15 protein-coding genes, 1 tRNA gene and 3 pseudogenes are annotated in these 20,525 nt (G+C 62.9%); 11 read left to right on the top strand and 8 right to left on the bottom strand.

Features of this window, described 5'->3' with window-relative positions; all coding sequences use genetic code 11:
* Nucleotides 1-67: 67 nt before the first annotated feature.
* From ABUH87_RS08860 to hflK, 3 genes are all read right to left on the bottom strand, one after another.
* Nucleotides 68-1,603 (bottom strand): Do family serine endopeptidase, encoded by a 1,536-nt coding sequence (locus ABUH87_RS08860; protein ID WP_367772954.1) that lies wholly within the window; start codon nucleotides 1,601-1,603, stop codon nucleotides 68-70.
* Nucleotides 1,604-1,750: 147 nt separating this feature from the next.
* A complete protein-coding gene (gene hflC, locus ABUH87_RS08855) occupies nucleotides 1,751-2,590 on the bottom strand; it encodes a protease modulator HflC (RefSeq protein WP_367772622.1) in 840 nt (279 codons plus the stop codon).
* Nucleotides 2,587-3,768, bottom strand: a complete 1,182-nt coding sequence (gene hflK, locus ABUH87_RS08850) for a protease modulator HflK (RefSeq protein WP_367772620.1) — start codon at nucleotides 3,766-3,768, stop codon at nucleotides 2,587-2,589. The genes hflC and hflK overlap by 4 nt, the downstream gene beginning before the upstream one ends.
* A gap of 101 nt (nucleotides 3,769-3,869) precedes the next feature.
* Between hflK and ABUH87_RS08845 the strand changes: the two genes are divergently transcribed.
* From ABUH87_RS08845 to ABUH87_RS08800, 10 genes are all read left to right on the top strand, one after another.
* The gene (locus ABUH87_RS08845; RefSeq protein ID WP_367772618.1) at nucleotides 3,870-4,868 is read left to right on the top strand and encodes an Mrp/NBP35 family ATP-binding protein; all 999 of its coding nucleotides are present in this window, start codon (nucleotides 3,870-3,872) and stop codon (nucleotides 4,866-4,868) included.
* A gap of 43 nt (nucleotides 4,869-4,911) precedes the next feature.
* Nucleotides 4,912-7,170, top strand: a complete 2,259-nt coding sequence (locus ABUH87_RS08840; protein WP_367772616.1) for a molybdopterin cofactor-binding domain-containing protein — start codon at nucleotides 4,912-4,914, stop codon at nucleotides 7,168-7,170.
* Complete coding sequence (gene hemH / locus ABUH87_RS08835; RefSeq protein ID WP_367772614.1) at nucleotides 7,167-8,180, top strand: ferrochelatase; 1,014 nt, start codon at nucleotides 7,167-7,169, stop codon at nucleotides 8,178-8,180. The genes ABUH87_RS08840 and hemH overlap by 4 nt, the downstream gene beginning before the upstream one ends.
* Nucleotides 8,181-8,287: 107 nt before the next feature.
* Nucleotides 8,288-8,686, top strand: a complete 399-nt coding sequence (locus ABUH87_RS08830; RefSeq protein WP_367772612.1) for a hypothetical protein — start codon at nucleotides 8,288-8,290, stop codon at nucleotides 8,684-8,686.
* Nucleotides 8,687-8,706: 20 nt separating this feature from the next.
* Nucleotides 8,707-9,282, top strand: coding sequence for a hypothetical protein (locus ABUH87_RS08825; protein WP_367772610.1), 576 nt, complete (start codon nucleotides 8,707-8,709; stop codon nucleotides 9,280-9,282).
* Nucleotides 9,283-9,487: 205 nt separating this feature from the next.
* The gene (locus tag ABUH87_RS08820; protein WP_367772608.1) at nucleotides 9,488-11,116 is read left to right on the top strand and encodes an NAD(P)/FAD-dependent oxidoreductase; all 1,629 of its coding nucleotides are present in this window, start codon (nucleotides 9,488-9,490) and stop codon (nucleotides 11,114-11,116) included.
* Between the two features lie 73 nt (nucleotides 11,117-11,189).
* Complete coding sequence (locus tag ABUH87_RS08815) at nucleotides 11,190-13,070, top strand: ABC-F family ATP-binding cassette domain-containing protein (protein ID WP_367772606.1); 1,881 nt, start codon at nucleotides 11,190-11,192, stop codon at nucleotides 13,068-13,070.
* Nucleotides 13,071-13,175: 105 nt separating this feature from the next.
* Nucleotides 13,176-13,385, top strand: a complete 210-nt coding sequence (locus ABUH87_RS08810; protein WP_367772604.1) for a hypothetical protein — start codon at nucleotides 13,176-13,178, stop codon at nucleotides 13,383-13,385.
* A gap of 145 nt (nucleotides 13,386-13,530) precedes the next feature.
* Nucleotides 13,531-13,606, top strand: a tRNA-Val gene (locus tag ABUH87_RS08805).
* Between the two features lie 83 nt (nucleotides 13,607-13,689).
* A complete protein-coding gene (locus tag ABUH87_RS08800; RefSeq protein WP_367772602.1) occupies nucleotides 13,690-14,070 on the top strand; it encodes a hypothetical protein in 381 nt (126 codons plus the stop codon).
* A 488-nt stretch (nucleotides 14,071-14,558) separates the two neighbouring features.
* Here ABUH87_RS08800 and ABUH87_RS08795 read toward each other — a convergent pair whose 3' ends face one another.
* The 3 genes and pseudogenes from ABUH87_RS08795 to ABUH87_RS08785 form a co-directional block, all read right to left on the bottom strand.
* Nucleotides 14,559-14,984, bottom strand: coding sequence for a nuclear transport factor 2 family protein (locus tag ABUH87_RS08795; RefSeq protein WP_367772599.1), 426 nt, complete (start codon nucleotides 14,982-14,984; stop codon nucleotides 14,559-14,561).
* A 264-nt stretch (nucleotides 14,985-15,248) separates the two neighbouring features.
* A pseudogene (locus tag ABUH87_RS08790) lies at nucleotides 15,249-16,193 on the bottom strand (mannose-1-phosphate guanylyltransferase).
* A 102-nt stretch (nucleotides 16,194-16,295) separates the two neighbouring features.
* Nucleotides 16,296-17,398 (bottom strand): annotated as a pseudogene (locus ABUH87_RS08785) (IS630 family transposase).
* A gap of 242 nt (nucleotides 17,399-17,640) precedes the next feature.
* Between ABUH87_RS08785 and rpoZ the strand changes: the two are divergent.
* Entirely contained in the window at nucleotides 17,641-17,985 is a 345-nt protein-coding gene (gene rpoZ / locus ABUH87_RS08780) for a DNA-directed RNA polymerase subunit omega (RefSeq protein WP_367772597.1), read from the top strand.
* A 343-nt stretch (nucleotides 17,986-18,328) separates the two neighbouring features.
* Here the strand turns inward: rpoZ and istB are convergent, their stop codons facing one another.
* Both istB and istA read right to left on the bottom strand, forming a co-directional pair.
* Entirely contained in the window at nucleotides 18,329-19,069 is a 741-nt protein-coding gene (istB, locus tag ABUH87_RS08775; RefSeq protein WP_367772595.1) for an IS21-like element helper ATPase IstB, read from the bottom strand.
* A gap of 10 nt (nucleotides 19,070-19,079) precedes the next feature.
* Nucleotides 19,080-20,525 (bottom strand): annotated as a pseudogene (gene istA / locus ABUH87_RS08770) (IS21 family transposase); the annotation flags it as partial.

The raw sequence follows: 20,525 nt of genomic DNA, 5'->3' as shown, positions 1-20,525 counted from the left end.
GCAGACCGGACACCATTCTTGAACCTTGTCCTAGGGACGCAGGCTGGCTCAGCGAGCCAGCCCCCTATTAACGCAGGCGGATCGGCACGTAGGCTGCCGGTTGTCCACGGCGTTGTACGCGCACCAGCACGGCGTCGCGGCCAGAACTTTTGGCGGCCCGCACTGCGTTCTCCACGTCCTGCGGTGCACGCACAGCGTCATAGTTTACCGAGAGTACGATGTCGCCGCGACGCAGACCTTTTTGGCCCGCATCCGAACTCGGGTCGACCGCGGTGATTACCACGCCCGTCGTTCCCTCCGAGGCGCCGAGCTGTCTCGCGATCTGAGGCGTCAGGGCAATCGACGAGAAGCCGATAGCCTGCGCTGCTGCCGTCTGATCCTGGCTCTGCTGGGGCGCACCGAGTTCGTCGCTGCCCTGCTCCGCTTCCGGATCGAAGGTCTGCTGCGCAAGCTCTTCCTGGCTGGGCCGCCTGCCGATCTTGGCAGTCAGGCGCATCTGCTTGCCGTTGCGGATGATATCGACCGGTACGCGGGATCCCGGCTGCTCATTGGCGACGATAAAGGACAGGGTCTGCTCCCGCGTCACCTCCTTGCCGTCGATCGCGATGACCACGTCGCCCGCCTTCAGGCCGGCCTCTGCGCCTGCGCCCCCGGGTGTGACCGCCTGGATGAACTCGCCACGATTGCGGGGAATGCCGAGCGAGGCGGCGAGATCTTCGGTGACGGGCTGGATCTGGATGCCAAGATAGCCGCGCTCGATCTCTTCGCCCTTAATCAGCTTCTGGACGATTGGGGCCGCAGTTTCCGCCGGAATTGCGAAGCCAATTCCCACGCTGCCGCCGGTGGGGGAGAAGATGGCGTTGTTGATGCCGATGACTTGGCCGTTCATGTCGAACAGCGGGCCGCCCGAGTTGCCGCGATTGATCGATGCATCAGTCTGGATGTACCGGTCATATGCGCCTGAGCCGGCGCCCGTATTGCGATAGACGGCTGAGACGATGCCGGCAGTCACTGTGCCACCCAGAGCGAACGGATTGCCGATGGCGATCACCCAGTCGCCTACGCGGGCTTGCCGCGAGTCACCGAAGTTCACGAAAGGCAGTGGCTTGGAAGCGCTGATCTTCAGCACGGCCAAGTCTGATTCCGGATCCTTGCCGACGAGCTTCGCCGAGTAATCGACTCCATCCGGCATGGTCACCGTTATCGATTCCACTTGGCCCCGCCCCTCGGCGGTGATCACATGGTTGTTGGTGACGATATACCCGTCGGCGGAGATGATGAACCCGGACCCCAGAGACTGGGCTTCGCGCGTCTGGGGGCTCGCTCCGCCGCGACCGCCGAAGAGCCCTTCGAACGGGGTTCCCGCAAAGGGGTTCTGTTGGGCAACCTGCACGCGCTGGCGCGTTGAGATGTTGACGACTGCGGGAGCAAGCTGCGCGGTGAGCTCAGCGAAGCTGGCAGGGGCGCCCGCACGGGGCACGACCCTGCTCATCTGACTGGCTTCATTCTGCGCGACCTGCGCACCAGCCGGATTTCCCGTGATGAGCGAAGCGGTGGCGCCCCCGAGCAGGAGCGCGGTGGTCAATCCATAAGCATAGCGCACAGGCTTCACGTCCTTTGTTTCCTCCAATGCGGCGGCAGGGCCCCCGGTCTTCTTGCTTACAGGGGATACAAGCTTGTCCGGCTTAACCCTGTTTGAATGGAGCGTGTTCCCACGCTCCTGGAGAGCCCGCTACCTTGATCCGTGGCTTCAGCGGCCGCGAAATTCCTTCAGGTACGAATTATCGGGCGAGAGCACCAACGTGGTTCCGTGTTCGCCGTTGGTGAAGGCATAATCATAGCTCTGCATGGCGCGATAGAAGTCGTAGAAATCCGCGTCTTTGCCGAAGGCCGCGGCATAGGTCTTGGCTGCTTCGGCTTCCGCCTCAGCCCTGATGATCTGTGCCTGCTTCTGGCCTTGTGCCCGGATGGTTGTTGCCTCTTGCTCGCGGGCAGCCTGCATCCGGGTAAAGGCGCTCTCCAGTGCCCCATCGGGCAAGTCGGCTCTCTTGATCCGAACGTCGACGACCTGCACGCCATATTCGCGCGCTTCCTTGTCGAGGCCATCGCGAATGTTTGCCATCGCACGACCTCGCTCCGCGGTCAGTAGCGACTGGAAGGTGCGTTTGCCGAGCTCTTGACGCAACTCAGAGGTCAGAATCGGCTCAAGCTGTTCCTTCACCCGCTCGGGCGTACCGGCGGTGCGCACCATCCTGACCGGATCGATGATCCGGAAGCGTGCGTAGGCATCCACGTTCAGGCGAAGCTGATCGGTAGAGAGCACTTGCTGCGGCTGCATGTCCACGGAGAGCAGGCGCTTGTCGATCCGCTCTACGCGTTCGGCGAATGGGATGCGCAGGCTCAGCCCGGCACCGGTCTTTCCGTAGTCCACGTTGGGCCGATAGCGATTGATCACGCGGACCGGTTCGCCAAAGCGCAAAACGACTGCCTGCTGCGATTCCGGAACGATGACGACACTGGAAAGCAAAGCCACCAGGATCACGGCCGCTGCGATGAGCGGCCCTTTGTACTTCTGCCAGATCGTGTTCACGGCGTCACTCCAGCCGAAGGTGCTTGCGCCGCCGCAGTCGCATCAGCGGGCGCCGGAGCGACCGGACGCCGCCGCACTTCGGAAAGGGGCAGATATGGTGTCACGCCGTTCGATTCGACGATCACCTTCTCGTTGTTGCTCAGCACCCGCTCCATCGTTTCGTAGTACATGCGCCGGCGTGTCACTTCTGGCGCAAGCCTGTATTCCGCGTAAACCTTGTCGAACGCGGCTGCGTCACCCTGAGCGCGGGCGAGCAACTGCTGCGCCCAGGCACGTGCGTTCGAACGGTCGCGTTCCGCATCCTGCTGTGCCGCCGTCACCTGCTGGAAGGCGCCGATGACCTTGGTCGGCGGGTCCGCCTTCTTGATCTCCACACCCTGGACTGCAACGCCCGACTGGTAGGCGTCGAGGATACGTTGCATTCTCTCGCGGACACCCTGCTCTGCCCGTGCGCGTCCCGCACCTGAAAGAGCGTCGTCCAGCGTGATCTCCGCCAGCGTGGAGCGCATGGCTGCTTCGGCCACTTCGCGCACCGTCTCTTCAGGATCCGCAAGCCGGAAGCGGTAGTCCCGCAGGTTCTTGATGTTCCAGCGGACGAGATACGACAGGTCGACCAGGTTCTGGTCGCTCGTCAGCATCAGCTTTTCGCCTTCCCCTTCAGGGATGGCGTAGCGCTGGATGGATGTGACGTCGTTCACCTGAACGGCCTGGATGGGCCATGGCAGCGTCAGCGAGATGCCTGGGCCGATGGTGCGCGCGTACTTGCCGAACGTCGTGACGGTGCCTTCTTCCTTGGGACCGACCATGTGCACGCTGCTCACGCCGAGCCACAGGAGCGCGGCAGCGCCAATCATCAGCGGCAGCCAGCTCTTGCCGTCCGGCCGTGAGGGCATGCGTGGCATCCCGCCACCCGGCCTGCCTGGACCGCCGCCGCCCGTCTTTCGCTGTTCGCGCGCCTTGAAGATGTCTTCTATGTTCGCAGAACGGCGCGTGTTGTCACCGGGCGGCAGCCAAGGATTGCGCGGACCACGGCCTGGATCGGAGGGTGGCTGCTGTCCGCCATCCTCACCACTTTCATCGCCCGAGCCAGAACCCTTGTCCTCGCCGCCACCCCATGGACTGCGACGTCCCGCCATCGCGAGCGCCCCGCGTGCCAATGCACCACCGATCGTTCTCATGGCCCTCGTTATAGGAACGGCGCGCCGCGAAAAACAGTGTCTCTCTCTCGCTTTTTCCTTGCTAGGGGAATGGATCGAACGATCGGCAAGCGGAAGAGGGCATGTCAGGCGACGAAGGCGAAATGTTGAAGGCGCGACTACCCGGGCCGGTGCGGGAGCGGCTGCAGTCGCTGCGTGTGAAGGACGGGCGGGCCACTGCGGTGCTGGATGCGTCCGGGCTTGCTGCCGGTCAGCGGGAGGCGTTGGAGGCGGCTGCTCGCGAGGCACTCGGCGGAGAAGCGGCCATTTCTGAGGTGCGGGTGGCCATGACCGCTGAGCGCGACGGGAGCAATCCGGCGGCTGAAGGGGCGTCCCCGCCGCGTATCATCGCGGTAGGCTCCGGAAAGGGCGGTGTCGGCAAGTCGACCGTCTCGACCAATCTGGCGGTTGCCTTGATCAAGGCGGGGTACAAGGTCGGCCTTGTCGACGCAGACATTTACGGACCATCGCAGTCCCGCCTTCTCGGCACCGAGGGCAAGCGGCCGGTTGCGCGGGACAAACGGTTGATCCCGGTGGAAAGTGAATGGGACGTCCCGGTATTGTCGATGGCGCATCTTGCCGAGCCAGGGCAGGCGATCGCATGGCGCGGCCCCATGGCCAGCAATGCTCTCGTGCAGATGCTGGAAGGAGACTGGACCGGGGTAGACGTGCTTGTGGTGGATCTTCCTCCGGGGACCGGCGACATTCAACTCACGATGCTCCAGCGTTTCAAACCGGACGGAGCGGTAATCGTGTCTACGCCCCAGGACCTGGCGCTGTTGGACGCCACCCGGGCCATGGGTCTTTTCGACAAGGCCGGTGTTCCCGTGATCGGGCTGGTCGAAAACATGGCCGGATACGTTTGCCCTCATTGCGGCGAAACCAGCGATCCGTTCGGTATCGGGGGCGCTCAATCCGCCGCGGATGAGCGCGACTGCCGGTTTCTGGGCCGCATCCCGCTCGACATCACCATCCGGCGCGACAGCGACGCCGGCATTCCTCCAGCTGCGGGTCAGGGGCCGCAGGCACAAGCGTTCGCGGCGATCGCGGCGGGTGTTACCGAATGGCTGGAGAAGCCGTGAAGAGTTGCCCGTTCCTGACGTGTCGCTCTGACTGCCCAAAACAATGGCGGTAAGCCGGCGCGGTGTCCTGATCGGGGCGCTGGCCGGCGGCGGGCTGATGCTGGCTTACGGCCTACGCCCCAATCCGAGTTCCGTGCCGCTGGAAGCGGGGCGCGGAGAAGTTGCATTCGACGGCTGGATCAAGATCGCCAACGACGGCGTCGTCACTGTGGCGGTGCCGCAAGTTGAAATGGGGCAGGGCGTCACAACCATAATCCCGCAGGTCGTTGCATACGAACTTGGAGCCGACTGGCGGCAGATTGCGGTTGAACCGGCTCCTCCGAGCCCGGTCTATGCCAATTATCCTCTGGCTGCGCGCTGGGCCCCCATGTGGATGCCGGTGGCCGCCGACTGGATCGGAGGAGAGGGCAGCCCCATCGTCAGGCGCTGGGCTAGAGCCAATCGCTTCACTGCGACTGCAGAAGGCACAGCGCTTGCCGCCTACGAAGCGCCTGCGCGTTCCGCAGCCGCTTCTGCGCGCGCCCTCCTGTGCATGGCAGCTGCGGAGCGCTGGGATGTCGACTGGGAGGAGTGCGACACCCGCGACGGGTTCGTATTTCACGAGGGGAAACGGCTTTCGTTCGGGCCGCTCGCTGCCGAAGCGGCAGATCGCGATCCACCGTCCAGCCCAGTTCTGCGCGACATGCCGCCTGCCGAGACCCCGGCTGAGCTTCCGGTCGGCGCTCCGGTTCGAGTGCCACGGCTGGATCTCCCATCCAAAGTCGATGGCACATACCAGTTCGGCGGCGATGTTCGGCTGCCCGGCATGGTCTACGCGGCGATCCGCCACGGACATATCGGCCGGGCGCAATTTGCCGGCTACGAAAAAGACGCCGCCCGCGGTGTTCGAGGTCTGGTCGCTCTCGTCCGCAATCCTCGATGGGTCGCAGCGGTCGCCAGTAACTGGTGGGCGGCCGAGACAGCGCTCACCCGGGTCGACGCCCGCTTCTCCGCGACGGATCGCGCCGACAGCACTGCCATATCCGAAGCTTTGGACGATGCACTGCGCACGGGTGAGGCGACGCGGATTCACTCTCAAGGAGACCCGGAGGCTTTTCTTTCAGGCACGATGCCGCTTCAGCTGCGCTACGAAGTCGCGCCTGCTGTTCACGCCACCATCGAGACAGCAACGGCTACGGCTCGCCTTGGCAAGGATCGGCTGGAGCTCTGGGTGGGCACGCAGGCGCCTCAATCAGTGCGGGAGGCAGCTGCGCAGGCGATCGGGCTCGATGTGGAGCAAGTGATCCTCTATCCCATGCCGCTTGGCGGAAGTTTCGACCGCCGACTGGAGCACGATCACGCCATCGAAGCGGCGCTGATTGCGCAAGCCTGTAAACGGCCGGTGCAGCTTGTCTGGTCGCGTACACAGGAACACGTCGCAGGCTGGCCCAGGTCGCCGGCGGCAGCGGTTCTGTATGGCAATGTCGATGCGGAGGGGCGACTGGGAGGTATGCGCGTGAGGATCGCGGTGCCGCCGGCCGCACGCGAGTTCGGTCGGCGCCTGTTCGATGGCGATGCGCCGTACGAAGCGATCGACGCCGTGGCCGGGGAAGCGGACGCCATGGCTATCGAGGGGGCGGTCCCGCCTTACACGATCGATCATCTCGCGGTCGATCATGTCCCGGCAACCGTGCCGCTGCCGGCGGGGCGAATGCGTGGCAATGCACACGGCTATACCGCCTTTTTCGTCGAGTCCTTCATGGACGAACTTGCCCGTAACGCGGGAAGAGAGCCATTGGCCTATCGTATGGCGATGCTGGGCAACGATCCCAGGCTTGCCGAGTGTCTCCAGCGGGTCGCCGCGCTTTCGGGTTGGGACGGGGGAGGCGCCGACAGCGGGCAGGGCATAGCCTGTCATGCGATGGGCAATGGCCGCATCGCCGTTGTCGCCAGCGCCCGGCGCGAGGCGGAGGGCGTGCGGGTGAGCAGGCTATCGGCCGCTGTAGACCTCGGCCGGATCGTCAACCTCGACATTGCACGTCAGCAGATCGAGGGCGGGCTCATCTTCGGCCTGGGGCTGGCTCTGGGATGTAGTACCGGCTACGAAGCAGGGCTCCCCATGACGGGTCGGCTTGGCGCGCTTGGCCTGCCTATCCTTGCCGATTGTCCCGCGATTGAAGTGGATTTTGTAAGCAGCGATGCCGAGCCGGAGGACCCCGGCGAACTGGGGGTGGTCGCCGTTGCTCCCGCGGTCGCCAATGCCTTGTTTTCCGCAACCGGTATTCGCCTGCGCCAGTTGCCCTTGTTCTCGGAGGAAGTGTGACTCTACCGACCGATCACCCACCGGTTGCCCACGGCCGCATTGGCGTGCTTCTGGTCAACCTCGGTACGCCCAGCGACTCCAGCCCAGAGGCCGTGCGCAAATACCTGGCAGAGTTCCTGAGCGATCCACGCGTGGTGGAGATCCCCAAGGCGGTTTGGCAGCCGATCCTCCACGGAATCATTCTCCGCACCCGCCCCCGCAAGTCGGCGCATGCCTATCAGCAGGTCTGGACGGATGAGGGGTCGCCACTGGCGGCCATCACAGCGCGACAGGCGCGAGCGTTGCGAGCACGGCTGGGAGATGGCGTGATTGTCGATTGGGCCATGCGCTATGGACGCCCCGCCCTGACGGATCGCTTCGTCTCTCTACACGCCCAAGGCTGCGAACGCATTCTCGTCGCGCCGCTGTACCCGCAATACTCTGCGGCCACTAACGCTTCGGTGATGGACGCGGTTTGCAAGGCGCTGGGCCAGATGCGCTGGCAGCCGGCGCTCCGGACCTTGCCGCCCTACTACGACGATCCCGCGTATATCGCTGCACTTGCGCAGGATCTTGGTGCGCAGATGACGGCCCTGCCGTTCACCCCGGAGGTCGTGCTGCTTTCGTTTCACGGGATGCCGGAACGTACGTTGCGCTTGGGTGATCCGTACTACTGCCACTGCCGGAAGACCGCCCGGCTGCTGGCTGACGCGCTTGCGCCGCAGTTCCCCGAGCTGAGAGTGGACACCACATTCCAGTCGCGCTTTGGGCGCGCGAAATGGCTCGAACCTGCAACAGATGTCGTGATCGAACAGGAAGCAAAAGCGGGCACGCGCCGGATGGCGGTTGCAGCGCCCGGATTTTCGGCGGACTGCCTGGAAACGCTGGAAGAACTGGCGATCCGCGGACGGGAAAGCTTCCTGGGTGCAGGAGGAGCCGAGTTCGCGACGTTGACCTGCCTGAATGACCGTGAGGCAGGAATGGACATGTTGGAGCATCTGGTTCGGCGGGAGTTGTCAGGCTGGGCGTGACGGCATCGCTGCCATCGACCTCGCGATCCTGATCGGTCCATTCCTGACATATACCCGTTTCGTTCTACGCTTGTTCACGAAATCGGCGTTGGAACGGAGCCGGTGCCATGAACCAGTTCGAGCATGCGATCCTCAAGGCAGATGAGCCTGCCGGCGATTGCTGGTACGGATCCAGCGGTAGCGAGCCTGCGGGACTGCCGTTGACGCTTTCGATCTATGCGGACCGTGCCCATGTTCGCGGAATACTGCGCGAAGATGCACAGGCGTCGGACTTGCGTGTCAGTCATGCCGGCGACCTTGCAGCTGTTGTCGAAGGAGAAGCGCGTCCGCTTGCGGACATCGTGCTGGTCGATTGCCCGATCGTTGACGGGCAGGTCCTTGCCGCGCTGACCCGGCTGGATCTTCGCGCAGCGCGCACGGGAACGCGGCTGATCGTTCCACCACAGTTGATGCTCTGGACAATGTATTCGGATGTCTCGATCAAAGTGGCGCGCAAATCCGGGTAAACCCCGATCGGGCTGAGCGCGTGATTGCTCTGGGCCATGTTCTGGCACAGTTCCCTTCCGCACGATTGCGCGAATTGTCCGAGGACGAGCGCCGCCTGCTGATGCGGCTTACCGAGCAAGTGGGACAAATCGCGGGCCGGATCGATCGGCTGTCGCCTCATCAGCAGGGGGTGAGCGAGGAAGGATTGCCGCAGTCCGTTAACGATGGGGTTCTTACCGCCGAAGAGCGTTCGCGTACGGCGCGGCCGCCGCTCCCGGACCCGCGTCTGGTGCGCCGGATGATACGGCATCGTCAGTCGCGGAACCGCTATTTCGATTCGCAGCTCTTTGCGGATCCTGCCTGGGACATGTTGCTGGATCTGACCGCTGCACGTGCGGAGCAAAGCCGCGTCTCTGTCACGTCCTTGTGCATCGCTTCTGGCGTTCCGCCCACAACTGCGTTGAGGTGGATCGGGCAAATGGTCGAGCAAGGATTGTTCGTGCGCGTCGGCGACGTCACGGACCGGCGCCGGGCCTTCATCGAACTCAGCGACAGCTGTGTCGACTCGATGGCGCGTTACTTCGCGGAGGTCGGGCCGAACATGTTGAGCGTCTGACCGCGAGCGGGGCGCCAGCAAGTCGTTTTGGCCTCAAGAAAATGTCGTGAGGCGCTGGTGAATGCGCTAGAGGCCCCGCCATGTCGCAGGGAATAGATCAATCGCGGGGCGCACGGACCCGTGCGCCTTTGGCGGGGCGTGGGAACGAGCCACTCGATAGGAGAATGGGGCAACACCTCGGGCAAGACGGCGCTGGAGTGCTCTGATGCTGCGCCTTTCCGGACTTGCCCTTCCGCTCGACCATGAACCTGAGGCACTGCCTGCTGCAATTTGCGAACGGCTTGGGATAGAGCGCGAGTGCCTGCGCAGCTTTACGATCTTCCGCCGCGGCAACGATGCGCGACGGCGGACGGCCATCCAGCTCGTTTACACCCTCGATATCGAGCTCACGGAATCCGTGGAAACCGCAGTGCTGGAGCGGTTTTCCGGAGACAAGGACATCCGGTCCACGCCGAACATGGCATACCGCTTCGTGGCGTCCGCGCCCGAGGGCTGGTCTGGCTTGCGACCGGTCGTCGTCGGTGCCGGTCCATGCGGGCTGTTCGCCGGGCTGATCCTGGCGCAGATGGGCTTTCGTCCCATCATCCTCGATCGCGGCAAAGTGGTTCGCGAGCGAACCAAGGACACTTGGGGGCTGTGGCGCCGGGCCGAGCTGAATCCCGATTCGAATGTGCAGTTTGGCGAAGGCGGAGCGGGGACTTTCTCGGACGGCAAGCTCTATTGCCGAGTGAAGGACCCTCGTTTCCTCGGGCGCAAGGTTCTGGAAGAGTTCGTGAAGGCAGGCGCGCCCGATGACATCCTTTGGCAGGCGCATCCGCACATCGGCACGTTTCGGCTCGTCACCATGGTCGAGAGTATGCGCCGTAGCATTGAGGAAATGGGCGGCGAATACCGGTGGCAGACGCGGGTGGAGGATCTTGCACTCGACAGGCTTCCAGACGGACGGCAACGTCTGCGCGGACTCCACCTGCACGACGGCTCGTTTCTCGAAGCCGATCACGTCGTCCTTGCCGTAGGGCATAGCGCTCGCCCTACTTTCGAGATGCTTCACGCACGTGGCGTCCATCTGGAGGCCAAGCCATTCTCCATCGGCGTGCGCATCGAACACCCGCAAAGCTGGGTCGATCGCGCTCGCTACGGCAATTGCGCCGGGCACCCGGGCCTTGGCGCGGCCGCCTACTCGCTGGCGCACCACTGCGCCAACGGTCGCACGGTCTACAGCTTCTGCATGTGCCCCGGAGGGCGCGTTGTGGCCGCAACATCAGAGGTCGGTCGCGTTGTGACGAATGGCATGAGCCAGTACTCGCGCGCCGAGTTCAACGCGAACTCCGGTCTGGTCGTCGGGATCGATCCCGCGCGTGACTATCCGGAAGGGCCTCTGGCCGGGATAGACTTCCAGCGCCGCTGGGAATCGCTCGCATTCGAAGCTGGAGGCTCGAACTACTCGGCGCCCGGGCAGAAGGTCGGCGATTTCCTGGCCGGGCGTCCATCGACGCAGCTTGGGGAGGTCACTCCTTCGTACAAGCCGGGAGTGACGATGACGGATCTCTCGCGCTGTTTGCCCCAGTTCGCTGTTGAAGCCATGCGTGAGGCTTTGCCGGTGTTTGGTCGCCAGATCGCCCGCTACGATCATCCTGATGTCGTCATGACAGGCGTGGAGACGCGCACTTCCTCGCCTGTGCGCATTACCAGAGGTGGGGATTTCCAGAGCCTCAACACAGAGCGTCTGTTCCCTGCTGGCGAGGGTGCAGGATATGCGGGCGGCATTCTCTCAGCCGCGATTGACGGCATCAAGGTTGCCGAAGCCGTCGCGAAGAGCATGGTTGCGAACTGACCGAACACGAGCACCGGTTCAGAGCGCGCGTAGCGCGGTTGGGCATTTGCGCCTCGCCTGTTAAGGGCGCCTCATGTTGACGATATCCGGTATCACTGTTCGCCTTGGCGGGCGCACCATCCTCGATCAGGCCACGGCGGCAATTCCCACTGGTGCGCGCGTCGGCCTGATCGGGCGCAATGGCGCCGGCAAGTCGACGTTGATGAAGGTCATGATCGGCCAGCTTGAAGCCGACGAGGGTGCGATTGAGATGCCGCGCCGTGCGCGCCTGGGATACATCGCCCAAGAGGCGCCAAGTGGTACTGCGACTCCCTTCGACACGGTGCTTGCCGCCGATGTGGAGCGGGCGCAACTGCTGGAGGAAGCGGAAACCTGCGTGGACCCCGACCGTCTCGGCGATGTTCACGAACAGCTGCTGGCCATCGACGCCTACAGCGCGCCTGCGCGAGCGGCGCGTATTCTCGTCGGGTTGGGCTTTGATGAGAGCATGCAGGCAGAGCCGCTAGAGAGCTTTTCAGGCGGCTGGAAAATGCGTGTTGCACTGGCCAGCCTGCTGTTCTCCCAGCCTGATCTCCTGCTGCTGGACGAGCCTTCCAACCACCTCGATCTGGAAGCGACTCTGTGGTTGGAGAATTTTCTACGTTCCTATCCCGGCACTCTGATCGTGATCAGCCACGAACGTGACCTGCTGAACAACGTGGTCGACACCATCCTCCACCTGCAAGGTGGCAAGCTGACCCTGTACCCCGGCGGCTATGACAGCTTCGAGCGTCAGCGCGCCGAAAGGGCGGCGCAGCTTGCTGCGGCGAAGGCATCGCAGGATGCGCAACGGGCGAAGCTGGAAGACTACGTCCGACGCAACAGCGCCCGCGCTTCGACTGCCAAGCAGGCACAATCGCGCGCCAAGATGCTGGCGAAGATGCAGCCCGTGGTGGCGATGATGGAAGATCCTTCGCTCAGTTTCGATTTTCCAAGCCCCAAGGAACTGCGCCCGCCGCTGATCACTCTTGATCAGGCAGCAGTCGGATATGCCGCGGGCAGGCCGATCCTGCGGCGCCTGAACCTGCGCATCGATCCTGATGATCGCATTGCCCTGCTGGGGCGCAACGGGAATGGCAAAACCACGCTTGCGCGGCTGCTTGCAGGACAACTTCAGCCGATGGACGGGGAGATGAATATCTCCGGCAAACTCTCCATCGGCTACTTCACCCAGTATCAGGTGGAGGAGCTTGCCGGCAGCGACACGCCGCTGGTGCACATGACCCGGGCCATGGACGGAAAGCCCACTGTGGCTGTGCGCGGCCAACTGGGACGCTTCGGCTTTTCGGGAGAGCGAGCGCTAACGCCGGTATCAAAGCTCTCTGGCGGCGAAAGAGCGAGGCTCGCGCTGGCGCTCGTAACGCGGGATGCGCCGCATCTGCTGATCCTGGACGAACCTACAAACCACCTCGACGTCGACGCACGCGAGGCGCTTGTGCAAGCGCTGAACGCATATGAGGGCGCGGTTATCCTCATCAGCCATGACAGGCACATGGTTGAACTGACTGCCGACAGGCTGGTGCTCGTGGATGGCGGACAGGCGCGGGAATACGCCGGAAGCATGACCGACTACATGAACTTTGTTCTGGGTCGCAATCAGCCGAAGGAGGATCGGCCAGTTGCAGGCGCGAAGGGCGCTGCGCCGGCGTCCGTGCAGAAGGCCGCTGCCTTGGACTGGAAGGAGCAGCGCGAGCTTCAAAAGAAGTTGCGACGCGCGGAGACGGCGCTCTCACGGGCGCAGGCAAAGCTGGCAGAGATCGACGAAGCTCTGGCCGGTTCGACTGCGGCAAAGGACTTGGCGGGCCTGACTCTTGGCCAGCTCGCAAATCAGCGCACCTCTGCCTTGGAGGAAATCGAGAGCGCCGAGGCAGAATGGCTCGAGATTAGCGAGAAGCTGGAAGTGGCTGCCAGTTGAGTTGCGCCATCTGAAGAGACGAACCGTCTCTTCAGAGCGGTCTGCGGGCGCAACAAGGGGCATCCATGACCTTCGGCAAGCGTTTGTTCGCGAGCAAAGGAGATTATGATGCTAATTAAGCTCGCTGCTATCGGCACCTTGGGCTACGTCGGTTACCGTTATCTTCGTGAAAGGTCCGACAAGCAGGACAACGCGCCTGAGAGGGTCGCCTTGGCCGGCGGTCCGCTAAGCCCACAAGCAACCGTCCAGCACAATCCGGACGACATTCCGCCCACGACCGTTCAAGCCGCAGAATCGGCTCGGACCACTCACTAGATGGCTGCCCGGTAAAAATGGGCAGCAGGACGGCAGGCTTCACGGCCTGCCGTGAGTGCGGCAGGGTGAACTCGAACCGTGCGCATTAATCTTGAGATTGACGAGCGCGCATATTGCCCTAAATGCCAACTCATCCGGCTTGCCGGGGCGGTTAGCTCAGTTGGTAGAGCATCTCGTTTACACCGAGAGGGTCGGGGGTTCGAGCCCCTCACCGCCCACCATTCATGGCGTTGTATTTTTTGAACTTTTCTGTTCCGGCTCGCGACGATCTTGTTCCTGTCACCGGTGATGTCTTGTTTCTTTCATGCTGACCGACCTTGCGCACGGCGGACACTGGCAGGGCAATCTGGAAGCTGCCCTCGACAATCCAGCATTTCTGCCAATCAAGTATACTTCCCACGTCGCGCGCAATGCGGTCTTCGCTGTACTTCTGTACCGGGTGACGACGGGTTGGATGTCGCCGCAGCGCGCTCTGATATTCGGAGCTACCGTTGCGCTCCTGGACCTTCTCACCACGTCCATCCGGATCACCGCGGTCTACCTTCTAATTATGGTCATGCTGCTGATGAAGCATCCGCCGCTGCGGATGGTGGCAGTCGGTGGCGTGAGCCTTTGGGCCTTGTCCGCCTTCAGCGCGATGGGCCCGTCTTTCGCGGCCTGGCGACGGCGCACGGCTACACGTTGAGTTCGTTCGCGGCGGCGTCGCAGATGGCGCAGCGTACCCAGCATTTGCGGTCCACCTCTATCGACGCGACTTTGAACAGCGTGTCCTAGTCTTCGAACGTGGTGGTGCTAAACTGGATCGTGGAGAACTTCGGTACGAATAACCGCCCGTTCCTGACTTACGCCATGTTCGCCGGCCCATCACGCTGCTGCTGCTCCCGGCCAGCGTGTGGCCAGACCGCCCTCAGAATTTCGGCCTGATTTTGGGAGAGAAGGTTAGGAATCTGCCGTCGCTCAATTTGAATTCGCCCGAGCGTTTGGTGTAAGCGGCGCGGGTTACGCGATGGCGGCACTGGACCTAGCGATGGTGCTTGTCATCGCCAGGGTGTTTGCAAGCACGCTCTGCCGCCCTGAGGAGCTCGCCGCCGCCGCTCCTCTTCTTCAGGTCCGACTCGGCAAATTGCTGCGGCGCGCTTCTCCAGTAAAATAGCCAAACGCCGGCAATTCAATCTACGGTTGCTGCATCTCTGGCGGAAATTCGTCGATCATCAGGGTGTAGTCGCGACGGGCGAACTTCCACTCGCGTTTGACTTTGACAAGCGTGTCGTCGTAGCGACCAGCAAGCTTGAAGGTTCCACCTGAGTTCAAGCGGACGATCTCGCGTGCGTAGGAACGGCACTGCGCAGCTTCGCCCTCGACATCCATAGCTCCGATCTCGCCAAGGAACGCGACGTACTGCCAGTCCTCCCACAGTCCGTCCCACGTTGCTCGAAGCTCATCATGGCCCGTCGCATCGAACAAGTGGCTGGTCCACCGTCCGTCTTGTGTGAAGCATGAGAGCCACTGCTCCCGATCGCCACGCCAGCTCGCGTCACCGTACATTCCGTAAAGCTCGCGAATTGCGAGGCGTTCCTCGATGGATCCTGTGAATCCCATCCCTCTTCTCTCCCAGATTGTTCAGGCCCAGCTGTCTGTTCAGCCCAAGCTGCGGGCAATGCAAGGGAAGTGCAAGGGGAATGGCGCCATTGATGCCGGACGGGGTGACCTAACTGTCAGACGCAGGGCGCCGCCAGCAGGCAAAGGCCTGAGTTTGCAAAGGTGACCTCGTCGAGCGAGTCGGCGACGGCCCAACTGCCCGGCGCGATCTCCTGCCCCGCCACGTGGGCCGGACCTTCTCGGGGAAGGACAAGGAGGCACGGCTCACTGGTTCACCGCACCTGAGAGCTTCCCGACTTTCTGCACGCCTTCGGTCGTTGTGATCAGAATGTCGTTTCCATCGACCACCACGCAGACGCCCTCCGGGGCGATGACCGACACTCGCGGCCCATCACTGTCGACGAGCACGTTTCGGCAATCGACGAGCTCAACCGGCCCTTGCACGCTGTTGCCTGCATCGTCGCGGTCGCGCGCCTTATGCAAGGCTTGCCAGTTGCCGATGTCCGACCAGTCGATGTCGGCGGGCACCATGGCTGCGCGCTGCGTGTTCTCCATGACTGCATAGTCGACTGAGTCGTTCGCAGATCTCGCGAATGTCTCAGGCTCTGGGTAAAAGTGGCGTCCTTCGCTTCGCCCACTTTCTACAGCTTCGCGCGGTGGCTGCAGGAATTCCGGACGATGCTGTCCGAGCTCTTCGAGGAAGTCGCCCACGCCGAAGGCAACGATGGCTCCGTTCCAAGAGTAAATGCTTTCTGCGAGAAAGGCCTTCGCACGAGCGAGATTGGGCCCTTAAACGAACCGTTCCGTCCGGAACCCTTGTCCGTCGATCGCTTCGCCTCGCTTGATGTAACCGAAACCGGTCTCCAGAGAGGTCGGCTCGATCCCGAAGAACACGAGCCAGCCCTCGCGCGCGAGTTCCGCGGCTGCATGAGCCGCCCTGGTAAACGCCTTGGGGCCGCCGATGTGGTGATCGCCTGGGCATACAAGCATCACCGCGTCTGTGGGCAGCCGCATCGCAGCCAAGGCGATGGCTGCCGCAGTGCTGCGCGCGTACGGTTCTACGATAATCGCGCTGCCCGGCGTATCGCCAAGCTGCGCTTCCACATAGTCCAGGTGCGATGCACCAGTGACCACAACCGGTGCTGCGAAGCCTTGTTCAGCCGGGCAGCGGGAGAGTGTGGCCTCGAACAAGGTCTGCTCACCGACCAGGCGGATGAACGGCTTTGGACTGGATGCGCGGCTTCGCGGCCACAGCCGCGTTCCGCTTCGCCGCAGAGAATGACGGGTACGAGTTGATTCATCAGCAGGTGACTAGTCACCTGAATCCGAAGTTCGCCTCATTGTTTTCTGGCAGAAGCGCCTGACGGCGGCGAGAATATCGTCGGCAGATTTCGTCCAGCGGTAGGGCTTCGGGCTTTGGTTGTGCGCCTCGATGAAGGTGAGGATGTCCTCTTCGAGCTCGGCGGTGGACCGGTGAACGCCGCGCTGGAGTTGCTTGCGCGTCAGTTCAGCGAACCAGCGTTCAACCTGGTTGATCCAGGACGCCGAGGTCGGCGTGAAGTGAACATGCCAGTGCGGACGGCGCGCCAGCCAGGCCTTGATCCTCGGCGTCTTGTGGGTGGCATAGTTGTCCATGACGAGGTGTACGTCCGGCCCTTCGGGCATCGCGGTGTCGATCTGCTTGAGGAAATCGAGAAACTCGGTCGCGCGACGGCGCTTGTAGCATTTCCCGATCACTGCCCCTGTAGCGATGTCTAGCGCCGCGAATAGCGAGGTCGTGCCATTGCGAACGTAGGTATGAGTGCGCCGCTCAGGCACACCCGGCGCCATCGGCAAGACCGGCTGCTCGCGGTCGAGTGCTTGGATCTGGGATTTCTCGTCGACACACAACACGACCGCCCGGTTCGGAGGTGACATGTACAGGCCGACGATATCCTGGACCTTGTCGACGAACAGTGGATCGGTGGAAAGCTTGAAGGTCTCGGATCGATGCGGCTGCAGGCCGAAGGCTGCCCAGATCCGGCGGACAGTAGTGTGAGAGAGCCCCGTCTCGGCAGCCATGCTGCGGATCGACCAGTGGGTCGCATCCCTAGGCGTGGTGTTCAACGTGCGCTCAATCACCTGCGCCACCTGGCGATCGGAAACGGTGCGCGGACGGCCGGGCCGGTACTCATCCGTGAGCCCTTCAAGGCGGTCTTCCACAAACCGCCGCCGCCATTTGCCAACCGTATGCTCGTGTACCCCGAGGCGCTCGGCGACCTCCTTGCTTTGAGGCCATCTGCACACAGCAGGATCATCCGGCACCGATCCGACAGCGAACGAGCCGCCTTGTGCCGCCGCGCCTGAGCCTCGAGAAACAAACGCTCTTCGGCGCTCAACACTACTGCATCCGCAACTCGGCCCACCATCCGCATCAACTCCCGAAAATACCGGGATCAATGCTGCGGATTACAGTTCCAGGTGAATAGGCATCGCCACGTGGTTTTTCGCTCAAAACGTGAATTTGTCCGCGTCGCCGTCGGATTCAGGTCCATTTCCGCGCTTACCAGTTTCCGAAGCGTTGCCCATGTGCCCAAATCCTTACAGTCATTGACTGCGCTGCGCTTTTCCACTACTTCGCGGCCTTTCCATTCTCGCAGATGACCTGGAGTGCCCCATGGCGCGCGTTACCGTCGAAGATTGTGTCGACAAGGTTCCCAACCGTTTCGATCTCGTACTTCTTGCTGCGCAGCGTGCGCGGGAGATTTCGGGCGGCGCCGAGCTGACCGTCGATCGCGATCGTGACAAGAACCCGGTCGTTGCTCTGCGTGAGATTGCTGAAACCAAGGTCAAGCCTGCTCATCTCAAGGAGACGCTGATCACCTCCCTGCAGCGCGTGCTGCCGGAGGACGATGACGAGATGGACGAGATCGGCTCTCTCAGCCAGTCGGCGGAGGCTCTGCGCATCACCGCTGCGGCGCCCACCCGCAACACCTCGGTTGGCTCTGACTACGACGGCTAAGTTCTCACGGTCTTGAGAGGCGTGCCGCCGCGCGTCTGAAACGCGGCGGAGGCTCCTTTCCCGGGTACAGGCGGCGTGATGCACACGGGTGCGTCCGTCGCCTTTTTTGTGGCGGGCATCTGCTAAGCGAATTTCTTGACGTCGATGGTTTTGCACCTGCTCACAGTGGCAGGCTCAGCAGAGATGACGACGAGATGTACCGCCTTGGGTCACAAGAGCATCGGTTTGCGGATCCGACGATCCCGGCTGCTATTCCGATCTGATTCCGGTCATCGTTCCGATTTGATGCCGGTCGGGTAGAAGCCAGATCGTTTCGCCTGATGGCATTAGGGATTGTCGGTGGTCAAGCGGCGGTTTGCGCTGCTGGCCAACGCATGGATTCGCCTTCCAGCTCGAGGCGGTGAGCATTGTGAACAAGGCGATCCAAGATTGCGTCGGCGTGGGTCGGACCGTTTATCGTTTGATGCCGGCGGGCCACTGGAAGTTGGCTGGTGACCAGCGTGGAGCGCTGGCCGTAGCGGTCTTCCAGGATTTCGAGGAGATGGTACCGGGCGTTTACATCGAGCGGCTGAAGGCCCCAGTCGTCAAGGATGAGCAACTCGACTTTGGCGAGGCTCTTCATCCGGCCAGCAATGCGGCCATCGCCCTTGGCCAGCGTCAGTTCGTCGATCAGCCTGGGCAGCCGGGTGTAGAGGACCGAACGGTTGTCGCGGCAGGCCTTGTGGCCGATCGCACAGGCCAACCAGCTTTTCCCGATACCGGTCGGGCCGATGATCGCCAGATTCTCATGCCTGGTGATCCACTCCCCGGCGAGAAGCATGTCGAAGAGCCTGCGATCGAGGCTCCGAGGTGTTCTGTAATCAACATCCTCGGGCACAGCGCGGTGCCGCACTTTGGCGTGACGCAGCCGCAGGGCCAGACGCCGGTTATTCCGGTACGTCGCCTCGTGATCGAGTAGCAGCGCCAACCATTCGGGATGGTTCAGACTTGCCGCGTCGTCGTTGGTGACCATCTCGGTAAAGGCCTTGGCCATGCCGGCAAGGCCGAGCTGGCCCAGCAGGTCCAATGTAGGGTGTTTCAGCATTCATGCTCCTTCAGTTGTAGTAGCTCGAGCCGCGGATGTTGGAGTGGATGATGGGCTCTTGCTCGGGGGATTGGGGGACGGGCACCTGGTCGAGGCCCTTCTTGAGGATCGATCTGACCGAGAGGTAATTGCGCGCCTGGATTTCCAGCGCCCGCAATGCCGCGGCTTCGAGGCGCTCGGCACCGAAGCGCTTTTCGAGCGATGATGCCCAGGCATGAGCGGTAGCCCTGCTCGGGATGCGGCCGGCTCTCGATGACCTTCTCGACCAGCAGCGACAGCATCGGGCGGATCCGGTTCGCTTCCTCGCGGATCTTCGCCGGCGTCCATTCCCCGTAGCGGCGATGGCTCGAGGGCATGTGCTCGCGATGGTGGTGTGCCCGCCATTGCCGCTGCCGCGCATGTGCACAGCGATACGCTCGCCCCCCAGCAAGATTTCCACCGTGCGCGCGGTGAACCGGGCTTCGACCTCGCGGCGGGCGAAGCGTTGGGGCACCGAGTAGTGGTGTCGCTCGATCGCGATATGGTAATCGAGCCCGACGCGGCAGCGGCGCCATTCAGTGTGGACCCAGGCTCTGTGGGCAACGGCTTGAGGTTAGGAACGTCGATCTCGTCTAACAACTGGCGGCGCGTCTTGCCGAACTGGCGCAGCACCCGCAGGTCAGAGATCGGCAATGCTTTCGGCGATTGAGGCATTGACCTCGGCGAGGCTGTAGAAAATCCGGTTGCGCATCCTGCCCAGCAGCCAGCGCTCGACAATCCCGACGCAGGCTTCGACCTTGGCCTTGTCGCGAGGTTTCCTCGGCCGTGCCTGCAGAATGGCCGTGTCGTAATGCCGCGCCATGTCGGTGTAGCTGCGGTTCACCTGGGGATCGAAGTGGCAGGCCTTGATCACCGCCACCTGGCATTGTCGGGAACGAGCAACTGCGGCACCCCGCCGAAGAACGCGAAGGCGGCATTGTTACCCTCGATCCAGTCAGGGAACTGCTCGGTCCACATCGCCGGCGCAAACGACAGGCTCGATCCCCCCATTGCCGCGACGAAGATGTGGGCGGCGCGAACCTCCCCGGTTCGCCGGTTGACCACCACCGGCACCGTGTCGCCGGCGTAGTCGAGGAATAGCTTCTCGCCACCGGCATGGTTCTGGCGCATTACCAGCGGCAAGCGGCCTTCCCAGCGGCGGAACAGATCGCAAAATCGGCTGTATCGGTAGCCGTCCGGATGTGCAGCGTAGTACTCTTCCCAAAGTACCTGCAGCGTCACATGCCTGCGCTTTAACTCCCGCGCCACCACGGACCAGTCCGGTTCCGGCAGCTTGCGCCGCCCGGCTTCACGTCGGAGGCGCCATACAGACGTTCCTCCAAATCCGCGTCGCTGATCTCGGGCGGAACCGGCCACGACAATCGCGAGCGCTCGAAGCGCACGACCATGTCGCGCACCGTAGATCGGGCAAGGCCGG

The organism is Novosphingobium rhizovicinum (assembly GCF_040813635.1).
GTDB lineage: Bacteria > Pseudomonadota > Alphaproteobacteria > Sphingomonadales > Sphingomonadaceae > Novosphingobium > Novosphingobium rhizovicinum.
The sequence above is the reverse complement of the archived record's forward strand: the minus strand, read 5'-3'. Positions and strand labels throughout refer to the sequence as shown.

Coding starts and splice junctions, on each gene's coding strand:
- ABUH87_RS08810 (WP_367772604.1), top strand. CDS start 13,176: ATGATGCTAATTAAGCTCGCTGCTATCGGCACCTTGGGCTACGTCGGT.
- ABUH87_RS08840 (WP_367772616.1), top strand. CDS start 4,912: ATGGCGGTAAGCCGGCGCGGTGTCCTGATCGGGGCGCTGGCCGGCGGC.
- ABUH87_RS08820 (WP_367772608.1), top strand. CDS start 9,488: ATGCTGCGCCTTTCCGGACTTGCCCTTCCGCTCGACCATGAACCTGAG.
- ABUH87_RS08845 (WP_367772618.1), top strand. CDS start 3,870: ATGTCAGGCGACGAAGGCGAAATGTTGAAGGCGCGACTACCCGGGCCG.
- istB (WP_367772595.1), bottom strand. CDS start 19,069: ATGCTGAAACACCCTACATTGGACCTGCTGGGCCAGCTCGGCCTTGCC.
- ABUH87_RS08800 (WP_367772602.1), top strand. CDS start 13,690: ATGCTGACCGACCTTGCGCACGGCGGACACTGGCAGGGCAATCTGGAA.
- ABUH87_RS08815 (WP_367772606.1), top strand. CDS start 11,190: ATGTTGACGATATCCGGTATCACTGTTCGCCTTGGCGGGCGCACCATC.
- rpoZ (WP_367772597.1), top strand. CDS start 17,641: ATGGCGCGCGTTACCGTCGAAGATTGTGTCGACAAGGTTCCCAACCGT.
- ABUH87_RS08830 (WP_367772612.1), top strand. CDS start 8,288: ATGAACCAGTTCGAGCATGCGATCCTCAAGGCAGATGAGCCTGCCGGC.
- hflK (WP_367772620.1), bottom strand. CDS start 3,768: ATGAGAACGATCGGTGGTGCATTGGCACGCGGGGCGCTCGCGATGGCG.
- ABUH87_RS08795 (WP_367772599.1), bottom strand. CDS start 14,984: ATGGGATTCACAGGATCCATCGAGGAACGCCTCGCAATTCGCGAGCTT.